The sequence below is a fragment of the Bradyrhizobium sp. CCBAU 53351 genome (assembly GCF_015291745.1).
In the GTDB taxonomy this organism is placed as follows: Bacteria; Pseudomonadota; Alphaproteobacteria; order Rhizobiales; family Xanthobacteraceae; genus Bradyrhizobium.
On sequence record NZ_CP030059.1, the window covers coordinates 4,725,983 to 4,743,761 of the forward strand.

Genomic DNA, 17,779 nt, shown 5'->3' on the forward strand with positions numbered 1-17,779 from the left:
ATTAGCGACGTTCCTGACCTGCGTAGGGACGCAGGGCCGGATGCTTCTTGGCGGGCAGCACGGTCCCTTTGCCGGGATCGGATGTCGACGTCTTGGTGCCGCGGTCGGCCCACGCTTTCAGGTCATCGACGGCGTAGACGACACGTCCGCCAATCTTCCGGTATGTTGGTCCAGTGCCGTACGTGCGGTGCTTCTCCAGCGTGCGGCCGGAGAGGCCAAGGTAACGCGCGGCCTCCGGGGTACGCAGGAAGCGCGGGGGTAGACCGGCCATCGGATCGGACATTTGAGGACTCCAGGATGACAGCGCACAACGCGTGGCGGCGCCAGCGTGTGTGCGGTCATCATGGAGAAGCAGGTTGTCGGAGGGGGATGCCGAAGTTTCAGGAGGCCATTTTCGGCATCCCTCCGGGGCGGCACTACTCGTCCTTGCGCCCGGGCCGCAGAAGTTTGCGGTAACCGCCGCGCATCAACGCGAGGCCGCCTTGCACCAGGCGGATCGTTCGATTGCGCAGATCATGCGTCTTCCAGGCGCGATCGGGGATACGCTTTTTGCCGAAGAGGGCTTCGGCGATAACGCGATAACTGCCGCCGGCGCTATGCGCATCGAGCGCGCGGATCGCAGCGCTCAGGCGTTCGCGCCGCTGTTTAGATAGTGTGTGAAATGCAGGACCTGGCGCGCGTCCATTCATCGCGCGCCATAGCCGTCGGGCTGCATACGCACGTGCGTCGAAATCGCCATTAAACGGCAGTTCGGCTGCGTATGACGCGCCGAGCACCGGCGGCTCTTTGGACCAAATGCGGTGATCCACTGAACCGATGCGCAGCACGGCATGCCAGCCGTCGACAGCGCGGCGCACCTGGCCAGCTGTAAGGTCGAGCAGTGGCTGAGACGGCGCCCCGCCGTCTTCAGGCACTGCGACCTTGACCGGAACGACCGCCGCTAAAACCTCTGGCGCCCAAAAGATCGTCTGCTCGTCGAAGGACCTCTGCGGGTCATGGGCGAAAGCAGAGGCCCCACCTCCTCCTGAACTCTGGCGTCACTTCGCCATCCGGACTGTTGGCGATCATCGCCTCAAAGTCGCGTCGATAGTCCGCATTGCGGCGGAGGCATTCCCAGGCGATGTCGGTGATTTCGGCGTCTTGTAGGCTCTTGTAGGATTCCGGCGACCGCCAGTCGAATTCAGGCATTGCTTCCGCCCCATTGCACGCAGCTAACAACGATTGCGGCGCAATAGGTATGAACGAAGCGGTTGTAGGAAGCCCCTAGTTTGGCACCACGTGGTGCCCCGGAATGACCACCCGTCAGCAAAAGAAAATAGTTCTGCCGGCAAGTCGGCAGCCGGCTATTTTCTTCTACTTGGAGCCCCTGCCACGTAATAGGCGGCCCTGTTCAGTCACCCATTTGGCGCGCGCAAGATGACTCTGATATGCGCTTCGCGCACGGTCTGGCTCTCGCTCGGGGTCCATATGCAAGACCACTCGAGCCACTTCGCGCCAGTCCGCCCCCTCACCTTCCGCCTGCAGAAGGCGAACGTACGTGACGACATGCTGTTCGTCATAGGCAGTCAGCGCCGGCTCATTCGGCGCGACATCCGCGACGTCAGGATCTAGCGGCGGCTTCGACATCAGAGACGACAATATGCGCAAGATTCAAAATCAAATGGCGAGGCGCCAGCCTCGCCGGCTCGAAGAATTCCCTGCTGCAGCATATGGCATGCCACCTCCTCGGGCGAGCGTTCTAGAAGCGGCATTTCCAATATTTTCCTTAATTAGAGCTCCGTCAGAGACCCTAAACAGCCAGGTCCGCGTATTATAACACGTAGCGCCAAAATACGCGATTGCTTCCTATCCTGCGGATGGACATTCGCAAGGTCTTTGGAGCAAACGCGCGCCGATTTCGACTCGCCCTTGGCTTGAGCCAAGAGGCCGTAGCGGAACGCATGGGCGTTGACCGGGCCTTCGTGAGCAGCATGGAGCGAGGGCTTCAAAACGCGACACTGCTCACAATCTGGCAGATTGCCCAAGCGTTGGGGGTCAGGCCAGCAGATCTGCTTGAGGAGAAGGTGTCCAAAGCTCGGTCCTGACCTTCCCTGAGCCGGGCCCGCGACCCGGGAAGTCGCGATGTGGACACGCGTTACGACTGGCGATCCAGCTTGCTGGAGCGGCGTCGAGCAGGTCTCGAACAGGCGTGTTCCAAAGGACACGCCGAGCGCGCCATCAAGCGAAGTTTTGCTCAGATCGGCAGCAAGTACCTAGCACAGTGGTTCAACGCTCGATCATCGGCCGAGGGAGGATTTGGAAAGCCCCGCCCGGCGGACCGGACGGGGCTTGGTGAGGCGCGCTTACTCGCCGTTCTTTCGCGGCCGCGACCAGAGGAGGGTGTAGCCCTCGCCGCCTTCGTCGTCGAACAGGTTCGCGTAGATCGGCGCGTTGAACGAGGGATCGTCGAGCTTGAGCGAGAGGTAGTCGCGGCCCTCCTCGGAGCGCTTCGACCAGGCCGCCCCGATCTCGGCCCGGCCCACGTAGATGCGGTGGCTGGGCGCGTTGTCGTTGGACCGGTTCGTCTCGGCGACGATACGGACGCCCTTGGCTTGCAGGCTCAGGGTGACGATCTCGCCCTGGAAATCGTTGCCGACCTTCTTGAAAGAACCGATGTTAGCCATGTCACTTCTCCTGTTGTGTTTCGAGCCCGCGACCACCGCGGCCTCGATGGCGATCTAGGGCCGAGGACGATCGGCGACGCACCCGTCCGGGCCGGAGCGCAGCGGAGGACGTCGTTGCGGCGACTTTCTTGTCTCGCGAGGAATGGGCGAAGCCCAGGGGAAGAAAGTCGCATCAACGGCGTTGCGGCTCAGACGATCGAGGCAAAGCCGGTCTTCGGCCAGATCAAGCCATCAACGAGGCCACGTGCGTCCGCGTGCTGAACCACAACTCTGGAGAAGCGTGGCTATCTCGGTTTTGATGAACAAGGGATCGGAACGATTCAGCGCGGAAAGAGAAACAATCTCCTGCAAAGGGCGGCATCGCCTCCAAAGAACCGATCGAGGTAAGATCGCTCTGCCGCGGCTGCGTGGGCCGGACCGAATGCCGGCAGCTTGATCGAGGAGTTCCGAGCAGGACTGCCTCTCCCGCGCTCAGGTCTCGATCATCTCCCATTCAGCGCGCCGAACTATGCGAACCTGTTCGACGATGAAGGCGGTAGACGGTCAGCTTTCGGCCGTAAGAACTGGTTAGGACGGCTCTCCACCACACCACCCGGCTCGAAGGGGCGGGTCTCCGCCAAAACGAATGAGCGCATCCACGACGTGAGGCCAATGCAAACCGCGCCTAGGCAAGCGAAGACCTCTCGCCAAACCAGCGAAGGCACCCCGATCGGGGACAGGGCGAAGACCACATGATAGCCGGCGACCGCGGCGGGAACAGCAAATGTTGTCGCGATCGCGATGCGCAAGGCCAAGGACCGAGTAACAGCGACGGCGATCTGGCCGAGGACGAGCGTCAGCGCGCCGCCGGCCGTCCCGACAAGAAGCGCGGCGACGACACCAGTGCCGGTCTGCAACGCAGTCATCCCGATACTCAGCGCGACGAAAAACGGCAGGGCATACACTGCGAGCGCGAAAATCGCCCAGCAGAACAGGCCGATGCCGAGTGTGTTGAGAACAAGCCAAATAGCGAGCATGGTGGTGGCTCCATGTGCATAGATGTACCAGTTGCGCCTTCCACCACCACCACGGCGCAACTTTGGATATGAGACCGAAACGAGGCGGAGTTGCGGCGTTAGCAATTTCGCCTCAAAGACTTCAGTCGAGAAGACGGCGCTCACGCGCCGCCGAACCTCCAGACGGGGATGCCGAGCCGCTTCGCCTTGTCGGCGAGGTTGTCCTGGATGCCCGTGCCCGGGAAGTGCATAACGCCGATCGGCAGCAGTTCGAGCATGGCATCGTTGCGCTTGAACGGTGCTGCCTTGGCATGTTTCGTCCAGTCGGGCTTGAAGGCGATCTGAGCCACCTTACGAGTGGTCGCCCATTTGGAGGCGATAAATTCGGCCCCCTTCGGTGAGCCGCCGTGGAGCAGGACCATGTCGGGATGCTTGGCGTGAACCTTGTCGAGGCGATCCCAGATCAGATGATGGTCGTTGAAGTCGAGCCCTCCGGTGAGTGCGATCTTCGGCCCAGCGGGCAGCATGACCTCGGTCTCGGCGCGGCGCTTGGCCGCGATGAAGTCGCGGGAGTCGATCATCGCTGCGGTCAGCGTACGATGGTTCACCAGCGATCCCGATCGGGGGCGCCAGAATGAGCCGGTGTGAGTCTCGAAGCGCTCTATGGCGTGATCACGGAAGAGCTCCAGACAGTTGCGGCGCTCAATCAGCGTGATGCCTTCCGCCGTGATGCGCTCGAGTTCGACGGATCGAACTTCGGAACCGTTCTGCTCGCGCTGACTCTTCTGTTGCGCCTGTTCGTTGTCGTCGAGTTGGCGACCGATGCGGTCGACGGCACGATGGAACAGGTTGACAGTCGACCAGAGCAGATCGTCAAGGTCCGGCTCGAGCCGCGTGTCGCTCAATGTGGCGACCAGGGCATCGAAGATGTCAGCGACGGCACCGGTAATGATCCTGCCCTCGGGGAGCGGCCGTGGATCGGGCTGGTCGTCGAAGGGGCGGTAACCGAAGAGCTGCAATTCGGTAAGAACGTGTTCGGTCGCAGATGCGGCGTGCGGCGGTTCGATGTCATCGTGGTCGGTCATGGAGGCGATCCTTTGCCGGATCGGCCGCGACCATCGCGGCCTTCGTGGCGATCACTCAGACAGCAGGCGGAACGGGCCAGAAGCCGGAGCAGAGCGGAGGGCCGAAGCGCAGCGGAGGATGGCGGAGGCCGGCTATTTTGCTTCGCGATGCAAAGCGCGCTCGCCAGATGGCTAATGTGTTTTCTCGTCGCCGGCGCGCGGCGGAAAATAGCCGGACGCAGCCATTGCCGGCCCGAGCCGCTTGCCGTCCGATCGCCCTCTAGAAGGCCGTGGTCGCGTCCTCTTCCGGCAGTGGCCGCACCGCGACCGACCTGTCGACGCCCATCGAATTGCCGGGGCTATTCCGCGGTTGCCATCGACGAATGCAGGAAACGGACGACGTCCTCCGGTACGAGTTGAAGTCGCAACGCTGCTCGGAGGGCCTCGAGGCCGAAAATGTGCAGATCTTCGTTGAAGTCGCCCAGCCGGGGCGACAATGCAATCGCTTCAATGCCGGCGGCTTCTGCGCGCTGGGTGAGAATAGCTTGTACGGCATCTCCGGCGGCATCTGCGTCACGGGCGATATAGAGTCGGCGTAGGCCAGACGGCAGCAACATGGCTGAGAGGTGATTGGCCGAGAGAGCAGCGGTCATAGGCAAGGTCGGCAGTACATAACGCAGCGACAGCATGGTCTCGATCCCCTCGCCCGCAGCGAGCACGTCGTCCACCACGCCGAAGCGAACGGCGTTACCAAGCAGGTCGCCCATGGCCCGTCGTGGCGTGTCGATCGGGGCCTTGCCGAGCCGCACGCGATCAAAGCCGTGTGGATCTAGCCAGGTGCGATGCACGCCCGTGATCCGTCCCTCAAGGTCCGTGACAGAGCCTATCATCGCCGGCCAGGTTTCAGTCGGCAAATGCTCGTCCGGTCGGTAGTAGCAACGTGGGTGGAAGCGCAGGCTACCACCATGGTGGATTTGGCTTATTCCACGACGTTGCAAATACGTTTCCACCAACGTCCCTTCGATCGGACCGGATATCGCAAAAAGTCGACGGGCGGCTTCTTGCGATCCGGCCGGCACGACTGGACGAACGGGTCTCGGGAGTGATTGCTCCTCAGAACGAGGCAGCTTCAGAAAGCGCCTCGCCTCCTCGGCGACCTCGCGGAAGTCTCGCAAGGCAAGGCTTTCGCGGATGATGTCGAGGAGATCGCCATGCCCCCCGGTCGCGGCATCGGTCCATTTGCCGGCTGGGCCCTTCGGCGATTCCTGGAGCCGCACAAATAACGAGCGGCCCGGGGTGTTGTGGACGTCGCCAACCACCCAGTAGCGCCCCGCCCGCTTACCATTGGGGAGATAGTGTCGGCACACCGCCTCGGCCTCGCGCGCGAGGCGGCGTGCCAGCTCGGAGACATCGCCGGACATCACGCGGCCTCCCGCTCACTGACGCCCGTAACCGGATAGGTGTCGAGCACCCTCGACAGGACCTCAATGCCGCTCGCATCCGTGGGTACGAACATGCGCAGCTTCCAGGAGATGATCTCCCCAAAGAGGCCGTAAGCACGGAGGCGATCGCGCATCGTGTCGTTGAATCCCGACAGCTCGATGCGATATGCACCCATCACCCGGACTCGACGAAGCTGGAGCCCCTCCGTTAGATCGAGGACGGTCCGTCCTTCCACCAGCGCGGCAAATGCAGCATCCGGCGTCAGCGAAGGCGCGTCCGCCGCAAGGACGCTTGCGACCCAGACAGCAGAGACCTTGCGTCCGATGATGCGTTCGCCCGCATCGGTTTGGAGCCGATAGACGCGGGTCGACTCGTTCGGCAACCGCTTCCAGATCGGTAACAGCAAGCCCGCCACAACGTGGATCGTGCTTTCCGTGAACTCGGGCACCTCGGCAAGCTCCGCCAGCCAGGTCGAGGCAAAGCGTTTACGATCCGCTTCGTCCCAATGACTTTCGGCCATGGTGGTCAAGGGGACCGTGTGCTGGTCCATCGGCCGGATCAGACGGACGCGCCGCTCGATCTCGCCGTCATCGAGCATGACGCTCGCCGCGGGGACCTGCACGGCGGCTCGTCCCGAGCGCTCATTGACGAGCAGGACGGCCTGACGATCGGAAAGACGAGCAAGAGCATCATCCAGACTCACCGGATGATTGCGCTGGCGCTGGGCGACCGTGAGCAGCCGGGTCTCGGCGCCGGTCCCCGGATGGTCATAGATCGTCCGCCGGTCGGTGACGACAAAGCTCTCGGCACGGAGGGTTTCCAACCCCACGTCGTAGGTGCCGGATGCAACCGCGCCTTCGATCCGAGCGGTCAAGAGCTGCTCGAAGGCGGTGAACAGCACATTCTGTAGGTCAATGGTGAGCGCCAATAACCTGTTCAGAAAGGTCGTGATCGGCGGCAGGTCATCCCTGAGCCCATTGGCATCCATGAGCTTCAGACCGGTCGCATCCTCGAACCTCCCAAGCGAGCAGCCGTCGACCTTGCCTCGCGCGAGCAGCGTGTAGAGCTGACGCAACGCATCACGTCCGTACTGGCTTTCGAGATTGTCTTCGGGCCGGAACAGGCCCTGTCCTCCGGTCTGACGTTGGCCGCGCGTAATGGCTCCCAACGTATCGAGCCGGCGGGCAATGGTGCTGAGAAAGCGCTTTTCGGCCTTCACGTCTGTCGCGACGGGACGAAACAGCGGCGGCTGTGCCTGATTGGTCCGGTTTGTGCGGCCGAGCCCCTGGATCGCGGCATCGGCCTTCCAGCCGGGCTCAAGCAGGTAATGAACCCGCAAGCGGCGATTCCGCGCCGACAACTCGGCATGGTAGCTCCTCCCCGTGCCGCCCGCGTCGGAGAACACGAGGATGCGCTTGACGTCGTCCATGAAGGCCGAGGTCTCAGCGAGATTGGCCGAACCGGCGCGGTTTTCGACCACCAACCGGTCGTCCTTGCGGATGATGCGGCGCGAGCGGCCGGTCACTTCGGCGACCATGTCGGTGCCGAAGCGCTGCACTATTTGATCCAGCGCGCCGGGTACCGGAGGCAGCGAGGCGAGTTTCTCGATGAGGCGGCCACGTCGTGTTACGGCTTCCCGGCTCTCAACCGGCTGGCCATCGCGATAGACAGGCCGAGAGCACAGGTTGCCCTCCGAGTCGGTAAAGGGCTCGTAGAGCTGGACCGGAAAGGAATGGGCGAGATAGTCGAGCACATACTCGCGCGGGGTGATGTCGACCTGGACGTCGCCCCAATCTTCGGTCGGGATCTCGGCGAGCCGGCGCTCCATCAGCGCTTCGCCCGTTGAGACAATCTGGATGACAGCGGCATGGCCGGCGTCGAGATCGCGGTCGATCGATCGGATGAGCGACGGCGTCTTCATCGAGGTCAGCAGATGGCCGAAGAAGCGCTGTTTGGCGCTCTCGAAGGCGGATCGGGCCGCGGATTTTGCCTGCCCGTTCAGCGTTCCAGTTTCGCCGGTGATGTTGGCGGCCCGCATCGCCGCGTCGAGATTATTATGGATGATGCTGAACGCGTCGGCATAGGCGTCGTAGATGCGAACCTGTTCCGGCGTAAGCTGGTGTTCAGCGAGTTCGTACTCGACGCCCTCATAGGACAATGAGCGGGCAGCGTAGAGACCGAGCGCCTTGAGGTCGCGCGCCAGCACCTCCATTGCCGCAACTCCACCCTCCTCGATTGCCTCAACGAACTCGGCGCGTGTGGCGAATGGGAAATCGGCGCCGCCCCAAAGGCCGAGGCGCTGGGCATAAGCGAGGTTGTGGACCGTGGTAGCGCCCGTCGCCGACACGTAAATCACGCGAGCGTTTGGTAAGGCATGCTGGAGCCTCAAGCCCGCCCGCCCCTGCTGAGAGGCCGCCTGGTCGCCGCGCTCGCCCTTGCCGCCGACCGCATTCTGCATGGCGTGGCTCTCGTCGAAGACGATCACTCCGTCGAAGTCAGAACCCAACCATTCAACGATCTGCCCGACACGCGAAAGCTTCTCGCCACGCTCGTCGGTGCGTAGCGTGGCATAGGTGGCAAAAAGGATACCTTCCGAAAGCCGGATCGGGGTGCCCTGGCGAAACCGGGATAGAGGCGTAACGAGCAGTCGCTCCATACCGAGCGCGGACCAGTCGCGCTGGGCATCTTCGATCAGTTTGTCGGATTTGCTGACCCAGATCGCACGGCGGCGGCCCTTGAGCCAATTGTCGAGCAGGATCCCTGCGACCTGCCGCCCCTTGCCCGCGCCGGTGCCATCGCCCAAGAACCAGCCGCGGCGAAAGCGGACGGCAGTCTTCGCGTCGTCGCGCGCGGCGGCCACAACATCAAACGTCGTATCGACCGTCCAGGAGCCAGCGAGAAATTCGGAATGCGCCTCGCCGGCATAAATGACGCTCTCGATCTGAGCGTCCGACAGAACTCCATCTGCCACCAGGCCTGAAGGCAGATGCGGCCGGTAAGACGGCTTCGGCGGCGCAACGGACGCCATCGCCGCGGATTGCACGAGCTTGGTCGGATGCGCGCACGATCCGGGAATGCGGATCGACTGCAATCCGTACTCCTCATAGAGCGCGTCGGTTAGCCGGGCGCCTTCCGGCGGCGACCATTCGACCGTCTCGTACGTTAGTTCGACGCCATTTGACGCTGCACTTTCCGAAGTGGACGACAGGCGTGATGCAGAAGCGCCAGCTGATCGAGACATTGCACGCCGCCTGACGACGTCGGCCACGACCGGCGCGGCGAGGGGCAGCCTCGGAGGCACATGCAGGGTTACCCAATTGAGCAAGGTGGCGACATCGCCGGCCATGCCTTGCGAGGCAGGAAAAGCCTTCGGATCGGCAGCAGGCAGCTTGTCGATCACAAGCAGCCGCGTGTCCGTCTGAGTGCCGTGCTTGGCGTAGACGGCGCCGTCGATCGCGGCAGAAAACACGACCCGTCCGCACTCCTGGAGGCGAACAAAGGAGTCGGTCCACGCCGGGTTATCCGGCGCAAGGCCCGCGCCAGCGATGGCGACGAGGCGTCCACCGTCGCAAAGACGCGCGAGCGCCGAAGCGATGTGCCGAAAAGCAGCGTCCGCCATCCGTCGATCGACATTCGCCACCGCTGAGAACGGCGGGTTCATCAGAACGACGCTCGGCACTACCCTCGCGTCGAGATGATCATCGATCTGCGCGCCGTCGAACCGCGTAACCTCAATGTTGGCAAACAAATGGTCTAGCAACGCCGCTCGGCTATCGGCCAACTCGTTCAACATCAGAGAGCCGCCGGCGAGCTCGGCAAGGATGGCGAGCAAGCCGGTCCCCGCGGATGGCTCCAGAACGCGGTCGGCAGGCGTAATGCCGGCCGCGGCGCATGCGGCCAGCCCAAGCGGGATCGGCGTCGAGAATTGCTGAAGCGCCTGACTGTCCTCGGAACGCCGTGTATGGGTCGGCAGACAGCTCGCGGTTCTCGCGAGCATTGGCAGCATGGCAGCCGTCGAGCCAGCCTTGGCGCGCATGGCCGGACCGAACTTGCGCAGGAAGAGAACGGTTGCCGCCTCGCAAACGTCATAGGCGGTCTTCCAATTCCAGGCTCCGGTTGCGTCCGAGGCACCGAATGCAGCCTCCATGGCGCCACACAGGACGGCGGCATCGATGCGACGTCCGCGTTCGAGATCCGTCAAGATCTGTCGGGCGGCCTTGAGGACGGCAGAGGTGAGAGTGGCAGCGGCACGCATCGAGAGCGGCGCGGCGGCAGCGCCGCCGGCGAGAGATTCGGTCATGGCAAGATTTCTCGGGAGAGCGGGAACGGGTCGAACCATCAGGCGCTCTCCTTTGACCCAACGGCTCAAACCCTTCCCGGCCCGGCTCTCCCTCTCAGCGCTCACTCAATAAAAATGGGGACCGGCGCTACTCACCGGTCCCCAAGCAACTGCAGGACAGCCTCAGCCGTCCCGCCACATGATGTCACTCAGCCGCATCGAGTTGTCGCGGATCATCATCGCTGACGTTTTCCGAATCCTCCTCGTCGGCGAGGAATTCGGGCAGCGGGCCCGCTCCGCCCTCCTGCGCCACTGGCGCCGCATCGGGATCGACGAGGCGCAGCGGCTCCGGCAGCCAGCCCGAGCCATCGAGTAGACGCTCGGCCTCCTTTGCCATCTCAGCCTTCTTCAGATGGTCGATCAGTTGTGCCGACGACTCGCCCTTGGCTTCCCGCACCGCCTCCAGAATTCGCGGCTTGGTGACCCGGCCGAGATAGTTGTCGACGGTCGGTCGCCAGCCGACCTGCACCATGTCGAGTCCGACCGCGCGCGCAAGCACATCAGCTTGGTCGAGACGCGTGCGGACACCGTGAGCGGAGACACGGCTCTGATTGTAGCGGTTGGCCGGCTCGTAGACGGCGTTGACCGCAAATGATGCACAGTGGGAGAACAATGATGCCTGTGCACCACCGTCAAGAGCCGTGAGCGCATCCCAGAGATCGTTTTCGCTCCTCGGCAACCGTGCCTTCCAGGACTCATGCCGCGCCTCGACAGCCTTCGCAGACGCGCTTTCCCTCAGCCCGGGAGCTTGGGCAGGAAAGGTCGGTGTACGAAGGCCGATCTCCAGACAGTTCCCGGACGATGCGAACCGATAAAAGGCCGTCAGCACGAAGTTATGCAACACCGCCTGAAACGCGATCGCAGGATTTTCTGCCAGCGCATCTCGCAATGCCAGCGTACGATGCGCCGTCAGCTCGGTGATCAGCCGATCCGGCAGAGGTTTGGCCGTGTCCTCATCATCCTCTTCGGCATCAAGAGTGCCACCTGCGACTGCGATGATCGTGCGCTGAACTGAAGTGCCAGGCTCCTGCCCTTCAGTCGACGACACGTCGGCGTTCTGCCCGACATCAGGATCAGTTTCCAGCACATCGTCCTCCGGCCGGACGTAACCCCGGTCCACGGAGAGGCGTCCTTCGGAATCGATGCTGATGAAGACACCAGCTCGGGCGATCTCGGTCGGTTCGTAAAGCATCGGCCGGTCTTCAAATGCCGCCAGTGCCGACTCGATTTCGCCGAGACGCTGATCGACCTCTTCGGGCAATTCGTCGGCATCCTGGTAGTCGGTTTCCAGCTTGGCCTGCTCGGCGTTCAGCGCATCGATGGTGGCCTGCTCCTCAGGCGAGAGATCGACAGGTCTGCCTTCGATTTCTCGTAGGCCTTGTGTGTGACCGTAGGAGAAGTCTACGGCGACTGAGATCCACTTCCAGCCTTCGGCAGCAATCGTCTCAGCTTCGGCTTTGAGCTTTTCGGTTACGAGGCGGTCGAGCAACACGACGTCCTGAAGCCAGCCGCCGTCGTCGTGCTCGAACAAATCCCGCAGAACGCCGCCACCCGCGTGCTGATATTTATCGAGGCCCACAAACTGCGCCCGGCGATCGGACCCGCGCACGGTGTTCTCAGTGAGCAGCCGGCGGATCTGGTAAGGCTCGTCATAACCGGAACGGCTGACGTTCTCCCAGACTTGCTCCTGGCGGGCGTGATCGGCTGTGACCGAGAACGCCATGAGCTGCTCGAGCGTCATGCCGTCTTCGGCGTAGACCTCATGCAGTTTCGGCGACACCGACGCCAGCCGCAGCCGCTGCTTCACGATCGCAGGGTTCACGAAGTGCCGGGCGGCGATGTCTTCCTCGGTCATGCCGAGATCGCGGAGAGTCTGGAAGGCCCGAAACTGATCGAGCGGGTGCAGACCGACCCGCTCATCGTTCTCCGCCACCGAATCGTCCGCGGCAATGCCCCCTTCACGCACAACGCACGGCACCGCCTGCGTCTTTGACATGCGTTTCTGTTTCACCAGAAGCTCGAGGGCACGATAGCGCCTGCCGCCCGCCGGCACCTCGAACATGCCGGTCTCGTTGTCATCTGCATCAACGACGGCCCGGACACTTAGACTTTGCAGAAGCGTACGCTGCGCGATGCTCTCGGCTAGCTGTTCGATCGAGACACCGGCCTTGACGCGGCGAACGTTCGACTGGCTGAGCACGAGCTTGTTGAACGGAATATCCCGGGAAGGCGACAGCGTGATCTTTTGTACGGCTTTCGTCATTTTGGCTCTCCACGACGGGCGGCCGTGAGACTCTCTCTCGGCTTCCAACCCGTCGCGAACAGCCTCCCCTCCTCTCACTCTCGCGCGAGGCCAAGCATCACGCCGCCTCGTGATCGGCGACAGCCGAATCCAGCGACGCGGACTCAATGGACCCGGGAACGAAGCCGAGCAAATAGTCCGCGGCCTTGCTCGCCTGCGAGGCGGCCCGCACGATGGCGCGATTGTCTTCGCGCAGGACTTCGAGCCAGGAGCCGATATAGTCGGCATGGCGCACGGTCGGCGCGATCCCGAGCGACGCACAGCCGAACGCGGAACTTAATTCGGCAACCAACTCCTCGAAGGCATATTTCTTCGTACCGTAGGATCCGCTCTGGTCGCGGTTGAGACGCGAGGAGTGCCCGGTCGCATGACCGAGTTCATGCAACGCGGTGCGGTGCCAGTTGATGGGTTCGAAATAGGCCTGGGGCGGTGGGACCTGAACATAGTCTTCGGCTGTGGCATAGAATGCGCGATCCCCGCCGATCCGAAATGGAATTCCGCTGGCCTTGATCAGGGCGTCGACCGTGGGTTCGATGAGGCCAGCCGGCGGTGGCGGCGCAACGGCGGCAATATTGTCGGGCAGTTCATCGCACTGATCGGTGTTGAAAACGGTAAATCGTTTGAGGAATGGAATCGCCTGCGCGTCTTCGCCGGTCTCGGCGGCGCGTCGCTTTGCGTCATTCGGCACGAAACGATCCGCATAGACCACAGTGGTGCCGCGCTCTCCCTTGCGAACGTGGCCGCCAAGCGAGAGCGCCTGACGGAAGGTGAGCCAACTTTGCCCGGTGAATCCACGTTCGATAACGGCTCCCCAGAGGATGAGGATGTTGACGCCGCTGTATTGCCTGTTCGTCGACGCATTGTTCGGCATCGCCAGCGGCGCTTTCGCCGCGGCCGTACCCCAGGGCTGAACCCAGGGGACGCGTCCGGCCTCAAGCTCGGCAATGATCTTGTCGGAGATTTCATTATAGAGGTTCGCCCGGTCCTGGCCGGCGCGCGCGCAAGCAGTACGGTTTGACATCGCGGGTCTCCGCGACGGGCGCCGCGAGCCTCTCTCGCAGCTTGTAACCCGTCACGGAAAACCCAGCCCGCACTCTCACTCTCGGCTCTCAGCGCCATCTACCTGGGACCGCAGGCCCGATCAGGCGTGCGCCAGGGGCGCATCGCCTCAACGGAAAATGGCACCCGGAGAGCGTGAGCATAGCGACCCGAAGGGACACGCGGGTCCGAGTGCAGCGACGAGACCGGTTCAATAGCGGCACCCGGGAACGGGGCAGTGATAGCGACGCCGGCATACTTCATGACGGCGGGCCCCTTTCCTGAGTGCCCCCGGCGAGGAGCACCAAAGCTCTAGCGCGAGGGATCGAAGCCGCACGGCCGAGACGCAGCGCGGCTCGGTTCACAAGAGCCCGGTGCGGCCATTGCCGCACGCGCCCAGCCAGTCCTTGCGTTTCTGCTCGAGCTGAGGACCACAGTTCAGCATTTTGCTTGTTGCGATGGTGCTTCGGGATCATGCCGGATCCCCATTCATTCGCACCTTTAGCTTGAAGTGCGGCACCGTCGTGCTGCGCCACCATGCCAATGCGTCCCCACATTCCATGCAAGGCTTTCCGTCATCGTCGATTGAAAGTGATTGGGTGAGCGTCACCGCGTATGTCGCACCGCAGTGCGGACACGCGTAGTCCTCTCCCGATTCCCATGGCTGCGTCATGGCCGGAAACATGCGCCGCCGCCCGTCAACATGGCAGTGGCGGAACACGCAACTATCAAATCGCCACCCCCTTTCTGAGCCTGCACATCCAATCGGTCAGAAACGACAGCCGGGAGTGGCGTCATCGGACACGCCCACCCGCTGCCTTTCTCTAGTGTTTCTCGGCAAAGCCCGCCCTGGTGATAGGAGGGGAACGAATGGCGGACACAACGATTCGTCCTATCGGGAGCCATTTCGATGCTGATGACGCGTGAACGAAGGCCGCCGATACGGACGCTGCGCGGATGGGCGATCCATGTCCTCCAGGAAGCCAGCGCCATCCGCGAGTGCGAGGAGCACGTTTGGATGCAGGACCGCGCCGATCCGCATGCAAGGGAGCGGGCCTTCGATATCGCCCGCGTAGACCCGCCCCCAGGCGTCTCCCCTGATGCAGCGGCGGCCGAGGTTCGTGACGTGCTGAACTCGATCGGCGATACCTGCCCAGAATGCCCTCCTGATTAGAAGGACCGGCGCCCAGCGTGACGGAAGCTAACTCCGCGCGCGCCGCAGCGTAACTTCCAATCGCTCCTTCTCCTTGTCCCAGCGGGCTTTTTCGGCTTGCGATCTCTTCTCGAGAGCCTCGACCTCGGCCTGGACGGCGGCTACCCGTTTCGCGTGCTCTTGCTCAGCCTTGTCCAGCGCAGCCTGCGCCTTGTCGATCGCCTGCTGACGCCGTTCCCGGTCCTTCTGCCTGGCAGTCTCTTCCTTCGCCTGTTCAAGCTGGCGCCGCTTCTGCTCCGTTTCGAAGGCGAGCGCAGCCTTCCGCTCCGCCGCCTTGCCGATGGGACGCAAGGAAGGCCTTTTCGCCATTGGGCCCTTCGACTTGCGCTCGACTTTCGTCCGTCTTCCGCCGCCACCAAGATCGGTGGGCAGTTCGGCATGCTCGCTGAAAGATCCGTCGGGTCCAACCGGGCGTCTGAGAACAACGCCAGGCTTCTTCATGGCTGCGGCGATGACGTCCGGATCGTCGCTTTCCTTCGCCACGCCCTGGTGGAAGAGATTGCTGTGGGCGCCCCAGGCTTCGAGGGCCGCTTTCATGGAGGGAGCGGCGATCGCCAGATCGAAGAAGCCCAGCGAAGTCTGGTAGGTCTGGAGTTTTCTCGCCACCACACGCTTCCCGCCTATCGACGCGACCATTTGCTCCGGCGTTCAGTCTACCTCACGAGCTGGGGTTCTTCGAAGCGAGCGCAGAGCACGGGCGGTCCGCACCACAAATAGCGGCCGCCCGGCGTCACCGGATGTTTCACGATGGGCTAGGCCGACTTTCGCTGCGGCTTTGCGGCCGGCTTTTTCGCCGCGCCCTCCTTCGCCGCTTTTTTGCCGGTGATCGGCATCAGCATTTCCTTCTGCGCAGCGGCCGCCTTGCGCGGCTTCTTGGCCGGCTTCTTCGGCGCCTCAGTCGGGGCCGTCGCCTCTCGTCCGATGCTCTTGCGCAACGCGTCCATCAGGTCCACGACGTTCTCACCTCGAGGACGCGCTTTCGCGGTGATGGGCTTGCCGGCGCGCTTCTGATTGATGAGATCGATGAGGGCGGTTTCGTACTGGTCTTCGAACTTGTCCGGCTCGAAGTGGCCCGCCTTCTGATTGACGATGTGCTTGGCGAGATCAAGCATGTCCTTGGTAACTTTGACATCCTGAATGTCGTCGAAATACTCGTCCGCGGAACGGACTTCGTAGGGGTAGCGCAGTAGCGTGCCCATCAGGCCCTTATCGAGAGGCTCGAGCGCGATGATGTGCTCGCGATTGGTCAGCACCACACGGCCGATTGCCACCTTGTTCATCTCGCGGATGGTTTCCCGAATCACGGCGAAGGCATCGTGCCCGACTTTACCGTCGGGACGCAGGTAGTAGGGGCGAATGAGATATCGCGGATCGATCTCGCTCCGGTCGACGAACTCGTCGATCTCGATGGTTCGCGTCGATTCCAGCGCGACGTTCTCGAGTTCCTCCTTGGTCACCTCGATGAAGGTGTCGGTGTCGACCTTGTAGCCCTTGACGATGTCCTCGTTGTCGACCTCCTCGCCGGTGTCGGCGTCGACCTTGGCGTACTTGATCCGATGGCCGGTCTTTCGGTTCAACTGGTTGAAGGAGACTTTTTCGGAGTCCGACGTGGCAGGATAGAGCGCGACCGGACAGGTGACGAGGGAAAGACGCAGGAAGCCTTTCCAGTTGGCGCGGGGGGCCATCGCGGGGAACTCCATTACTGATGCCGGATTCAAGACGAACCAACCGGCTTGGTTCCGACATCGCGACCCGTCCCATAGGAGGATTTTTCTCAACAGCTGCCCTGGTCGGACTCGACATTTGTTCTTGTTATGTTCTAATTCAGGCATGACCGACCGACCCGCGAGCTGGCGTATGCCGACCCCGAAGCAGATGGAAAAGCTGGCCGCTGAAGCCGCCCGTAGGCCGAGCGCTTCCACTGCGGCTCCAGATGCACAGCTTCCGGCCGGATACTGGGACTCCGTCCTCGAAGATCCTCGCGCCGGCACGACCGGGGCCCAAATGCGGCAGCGACGCCTTTCCGAGATTCAGCGCCACGTGCTCCGCGTCTCCTGCCGCCGCTGCGAGCGGACCTTGGAAATCCAGACCGCCGATGCTGTCCGGTTGTATGGCGCCAACGCGCTCTGGAAGGACGTGGCGCAGCGGCTGCTCGACAACACCTGCCAGCAGCGCAGCGGCAGGCATGAAGAAGATGGGTGCTGGCCAGCGTTCGAGAGGCCGTAGTCGCTCTGGATTTGCCGATCCGATCTCTCTGCGCCTGGATGTCCGGATGGCCCCGAAGTATCACCCTACGCCCCTGTCGGGCGGCGATCGCAAGGCTCTGGCAAAAGAGCTCGGCAAGGCACGTGCGATGGCTAACATTCTGGCTACCCAATCGGCGGAGATGCGGGCCAAAGGCGAGGCGATGATCCAGCAAGCCGACAGGCTGCTTTGCGAAAGCTGGAACGAGCGGATGTGGAGTGATGGCGAGCCAATCGATCCGTCGCCGACCATCGACCAAGCCGTGAACGGAGGCTTCCCCTGGCTGGAGATCAGGTGCGCGCGCTGCAAGACGCCGAGCGACGTGGACCTCGCGGCGATGAAGCACCCGCCGACGACCTTCGTGCACGATCTCGCCAGCCGGCTGCGCTGCCGCAAATGCGCCAAGGCGGGCCGGCGTCCATCCGCGACTCTGCTACAGTTGACGTGGCAGCCGCGCCACCCTCGAACCGAATTCTGA

General features: G+C 62.9%; 17 protein-coding genes. 4 read left to right on the plus strand and 13 right to left on the minus strand.

Annotated features, from left to right (window positions below; translation table 11 throughout):
* Nucleotide 1: 1 nt before the first annotated feature.
* The 4 genes from XH83_RS22390 to XH83_RS39750 all read right to left on the minus strand — a co-directional run bounded on the left by XH83_RS22390 (nt 2) and on the right by XH83_RS39750 (nt 1,626).
* A complete protein-coding gene (locus XH83_RS22390) occupies nt 2-283 on the minus strand; it encodes an AlpA family transcriptional regulator (protein ID WP_194402906.1) in 282 nt (93 codons plus the stop codon).
* 133 nt (nt 284-416) lie between these two features.
* Complete coding sequence (locus XH83_RS22395; RefSeq protein ID WP_194402907.1) at nt 417-914, minus strand: DUF2285 domain-containing protein; 498 nt, start codon at nt 912-914, stop codon at nt 417-419.
* 79 nt (nt 915-993) lie between these two features.
* On the minus strand, nt 994-1,188 hold the full coding sequence (locus tag XH83_RS22400; RefSeq protein WP_194402908.1) for a transcriptional regulator domain-containing protein: 195 nt from the start codon (nt 1,186-1,188) through the stop codon (nt 994-996).
* Between the two features lie 165 nt (nt 1,189-1,353).
* The gene (locus XH83_RS39750; protein ID WP_246776299.1) at nt 1,354-1,626 is read right to left on the minus strand and encodes a DUF2285 domain-containing protein; all 273 of its coding nucleotides are present in this window, start codon (nt 1,624-1,626) and stop codon (nt 1,354-1,356) included.
* Between the two features lie 230 nt (nt 1,627-1,856).
* Here XH83_RS39750 and XH83_RS22405 point away from each other — a divergent pair, with 230 nt between their 5' ends.
* Nucleotides 1,857-2,084: a helix-turn-helix domain-containing protein gene (locus XH83_RS22405; RefSeq protein WP_092215863.1), complete on the plus strand. Its 228-nt coding sequence runs from the start codon at nt 1,857-1,859 to the stop codon at nt 2,082-2,084.
* A 258-nt stretch (nt 2,085-2,342) separates the two neighbouring features.
* Here XH83_RS22405 and XH83_RS22410 read toward each other — a convergent pair whose 3' ends face one another.
* The 7 genes from XH83_RS22410 to XH83_RS22440 all read right to left on the minus strand — a co-directional run bounded on the left by XH83_RS22410 (nt 2,343) and on the right by XH83_RS22440 (nt 13,827).
* Nucleotides 2,343-2,663 carry a DUF736 domain-containing protein gene (locus tag XH83_RS22410; protein WP_018454792.1) on the minus strand — a complete coding sequence of 107 codons (321 nt, stop codon included), beginning with the start codon at nt 2,661-2,663 and terminating at the stop codon, nt 2,343-2,345.
* Nucleotides 2,664-3,169: 506 nt separating this feature from the next.
* Nucleotides 3,170-3,823, minus strand: a complete 654-nt coding sequence (locus XH83_RS22415; RefSeq protein WP_371746116.1) for a hypothetical protein — start codon at nt 3,821-3,823, stop codon at nt 3,170-3,172.
* Entirely contained in the window at nt 3,820-4,743 is a 924-nt protein-coding gene (locus tag XH83_RS22420; RefSeq protein WP_194402909.1) for a DUF2493 domain-containing protein, read from the minus strand. Before XH83_RS22420 ends, XH83_RS22415 begins: the two co-directional genes overlap by 4 nt.
* Before the next feature lie 338 nt (nt 4,744-5,081).
* Entirely contained in the window at nt 5,082-6,143 is a 1,062-nt protein-coding gene (locus tag XH83_RS22425; protein ID WP_194402910.1) for a toprim domain-containing protein, read from the minus strand.
* Nucleotides 6,143-10,465, minus strand: coding sequence for a strawberry notch-like NTP hydrolase domain-containing protein (locus tag XH83_RS22430; protein WP_194402911.1), 4,323 nt, complete (start codon nt 10,463-10,465; stop codon nt 6,143-6,145). Before XH83_RS22430 ends, XH83_RS22425 begins: the two co-directional genes overlap by 1 nt.
* A gap of 184 nt (nt 10,466-10,649) precedes the next feature.
* Nucleotides 10,650-12,767, minus strand: a complete 2,118-nt coding sequence (locus XH83_RS22435) for a ParB/RepB/Spo0J family partition protein (protein WP_194402912.1) — start codon at nt 12,765-12,767, stop codon at nt 10,650-10,652.
* Between the two features lie 97 nt (nt 12,768-12,864).
* Complete coding sequence (locus XH83_RS22440; protein ID WP_194402913.1) at nt 12,865-13,827, minus strand: ArdC family protein; 963 nt, start codon at nt 13,825-13,827, stop codon at nt 12,865-12,867.
* A 927-nt stretch (nt 13,828-14,754) separates the two neighbouring features.
* On the opposite strand from XH83_RS22440, the gene XH83_RS22445 reads away from it, so the two are divergent.
* A complete protein-coding gene (locus XH83_RS22445; RefSeq protein ID WP_194402914.1) occupies nt 14,755-15,018 on the plus strand; it encodes a hypothetical protein in 264 nt (87 codons plus the stop codon).
* 27 nt (nt 15,019-15,045) lie between these two features.
* On the opposite strand, the gene XH83_RS22450 is transcribed toward XH83_RS22445, so the two are convergent.
* Together XH83_RS22450 and XH83_RS22455 are read right to left on the minus strand one after the other, a co-directional pair.
* Nucleotides 15,046-15,663, minus strand: coding sequence for a cell envelope biogenesis protein TolA (locus XH83_RS22450; RefSeq protein WP_194408366.1), 618 nt, complete (start codon nt 15,661-15,663; stop codon nt 15,046-15,048).
* Between the two features lie 146 nt (nt 15,664-15,809).
* On the minus strand, nt 15,810-16,742 hold the full coding sequence (locus XH83_RS22455) for a Ku protein (RefSeq protein WP_194402915.1): 933 nt from the start codon (nt 16,740-16,742) through the stop codon (nt 15,810-15,812).
* Between the two features lie 145 nt (nt 16,743-16,887).
* Between XH83_RS22455 and XH83_RS22460 the strand changes: the two genes are divergently transcribed.
* Both XH83_RS22460 and XH83_RS22465 read left to right on the plus strand, forming a co-directional pair.
* Complete coding sequence (locus XH83_RS22460) at nt 16,888-17,283, plus strand: hypothetical protein (RefSeq protein ID WP_194402916.1); 396 nt, start codon at nt 16,888-16,890, stop codon at nt 17,281-17,283.
* A 46-nt stretch (nt 17,284-17,329) separates the two neighbouring features.
* Complete coding sequence (locus XH83_RS22465; protein WP_194402917.1) at nt 17,330-17,779, plus strand: hypothetical protein; 450 nt, start codon at nt 17,330-17,332, stop codon at nt 17,777-17,779.

What these genes read in the sequence shown, in the direction of transcription:
- XH83_RS22390 (WP_194402906.1), bottom strand. Translation starts at nt 283, where the DNA reads ATGTCCGATCCGATGGCCGGTCTACCCCCGCGCTTCCTGCGTACCCCG.
- XH83_RS22400 (WP_194402908.1), bottom strand. Translation starts at nt 1,188, where the DNA reads ATGCCTGAATTCGACTGGCGGTCGCCGGAATCCTACAAGAGCCTACAA.
- XH83_RS39750 (WP_246776299.1), bottom strand. Translation starts at nt 1,626, where the DNA reads ATGTCGAAGCCGCCGCTAGATCCTGACGTCGCGGATGTCGCGCCGAAT.
- XH83_RS22405 (WP_092215863.1), top strand. Translation starts at nt 1,857, where the DNA reads ATGGACATTCGCAAGGTCTTTGGAGCAAACGCGCGCCGATTTCGACTC.
- XH83_RS22410 (WP_018454792.1), bottom strand. Translation starts at nt 2,663, where the DNA reads ATGGCTAACATCGGTTCTTTCAAGAAGGTCGGCAACGATTTCCAGGGC.
- XH83_RS22420 (WP_194402909.1), bottom strand. Translation starts at nt 4,743, where the DNA reads ATGACCGACCACGATGACATCGAACCGCCGCACGCCGCATCTGCGACC.
- XH83_RS22425 (WP_194402910.1), bottom strand. Translation starts at nt 6,143, where the DNA reads ATGTCCGGCGATGTCTCCGAGCTGGCACGCCGCCTCGCGCGCGAGGCC.
- XH83_RS22430 (WP_194402911.1), bottom strand. Translation starts at nt 10,465, where the DNA reads ATGACCGAATCTCTCGCCGGCGGCGCTGCCGCCGCGCCGCTCTCGATG.
- XH83_RS22435 (WP_194402912.1), bottom strand. Translation starts at nt 12,767, where the DNA reads ATGACGAAAGCCGTACAAAAGATCACGCTGTCGCCTTCCCGGGATATT.
- XH83_RS22440 (WP_194402913.1), bottom strand. Translation starts at nt 13,827, where the DNA reads ATGTCAAACCGTACTGCTTGCGCGCGCGCCGGCCAGGACCGGGCGAAC.
- XH83_RS22445 (WP_194402914.1), top strand. Translation starts at nt 14,755, where the DNA reads ATGCTGATGACGCGTGAACGAAGGCCGCCGATACGGACGCTGCGCGGA.
- XH83_RS22455 (WP_194402915.1), bottom strand. Translation starts at nt 16,742, where the DNA reads ATGGCCCCCCGCGCCAACTGGAAAGGCTTCCTGCGTCTTTCCCTCGTC.
- XH83_RS22460 (WP_194402916.1), top strand. Translation starts at nt 16,888, where the DNA reads ATGACCGACCGACCCGCGAGCTGGCGTATGCCGACCCCGAAGCAGATG.
- XH83_RS22465 (WP_194402917.1), top strand. Translation starts at nt 17,330, where the DNA reads ATGGCCCCGAAGTATCACCCTACGCCCCTGTCGGGCGGCGATCGCAAG.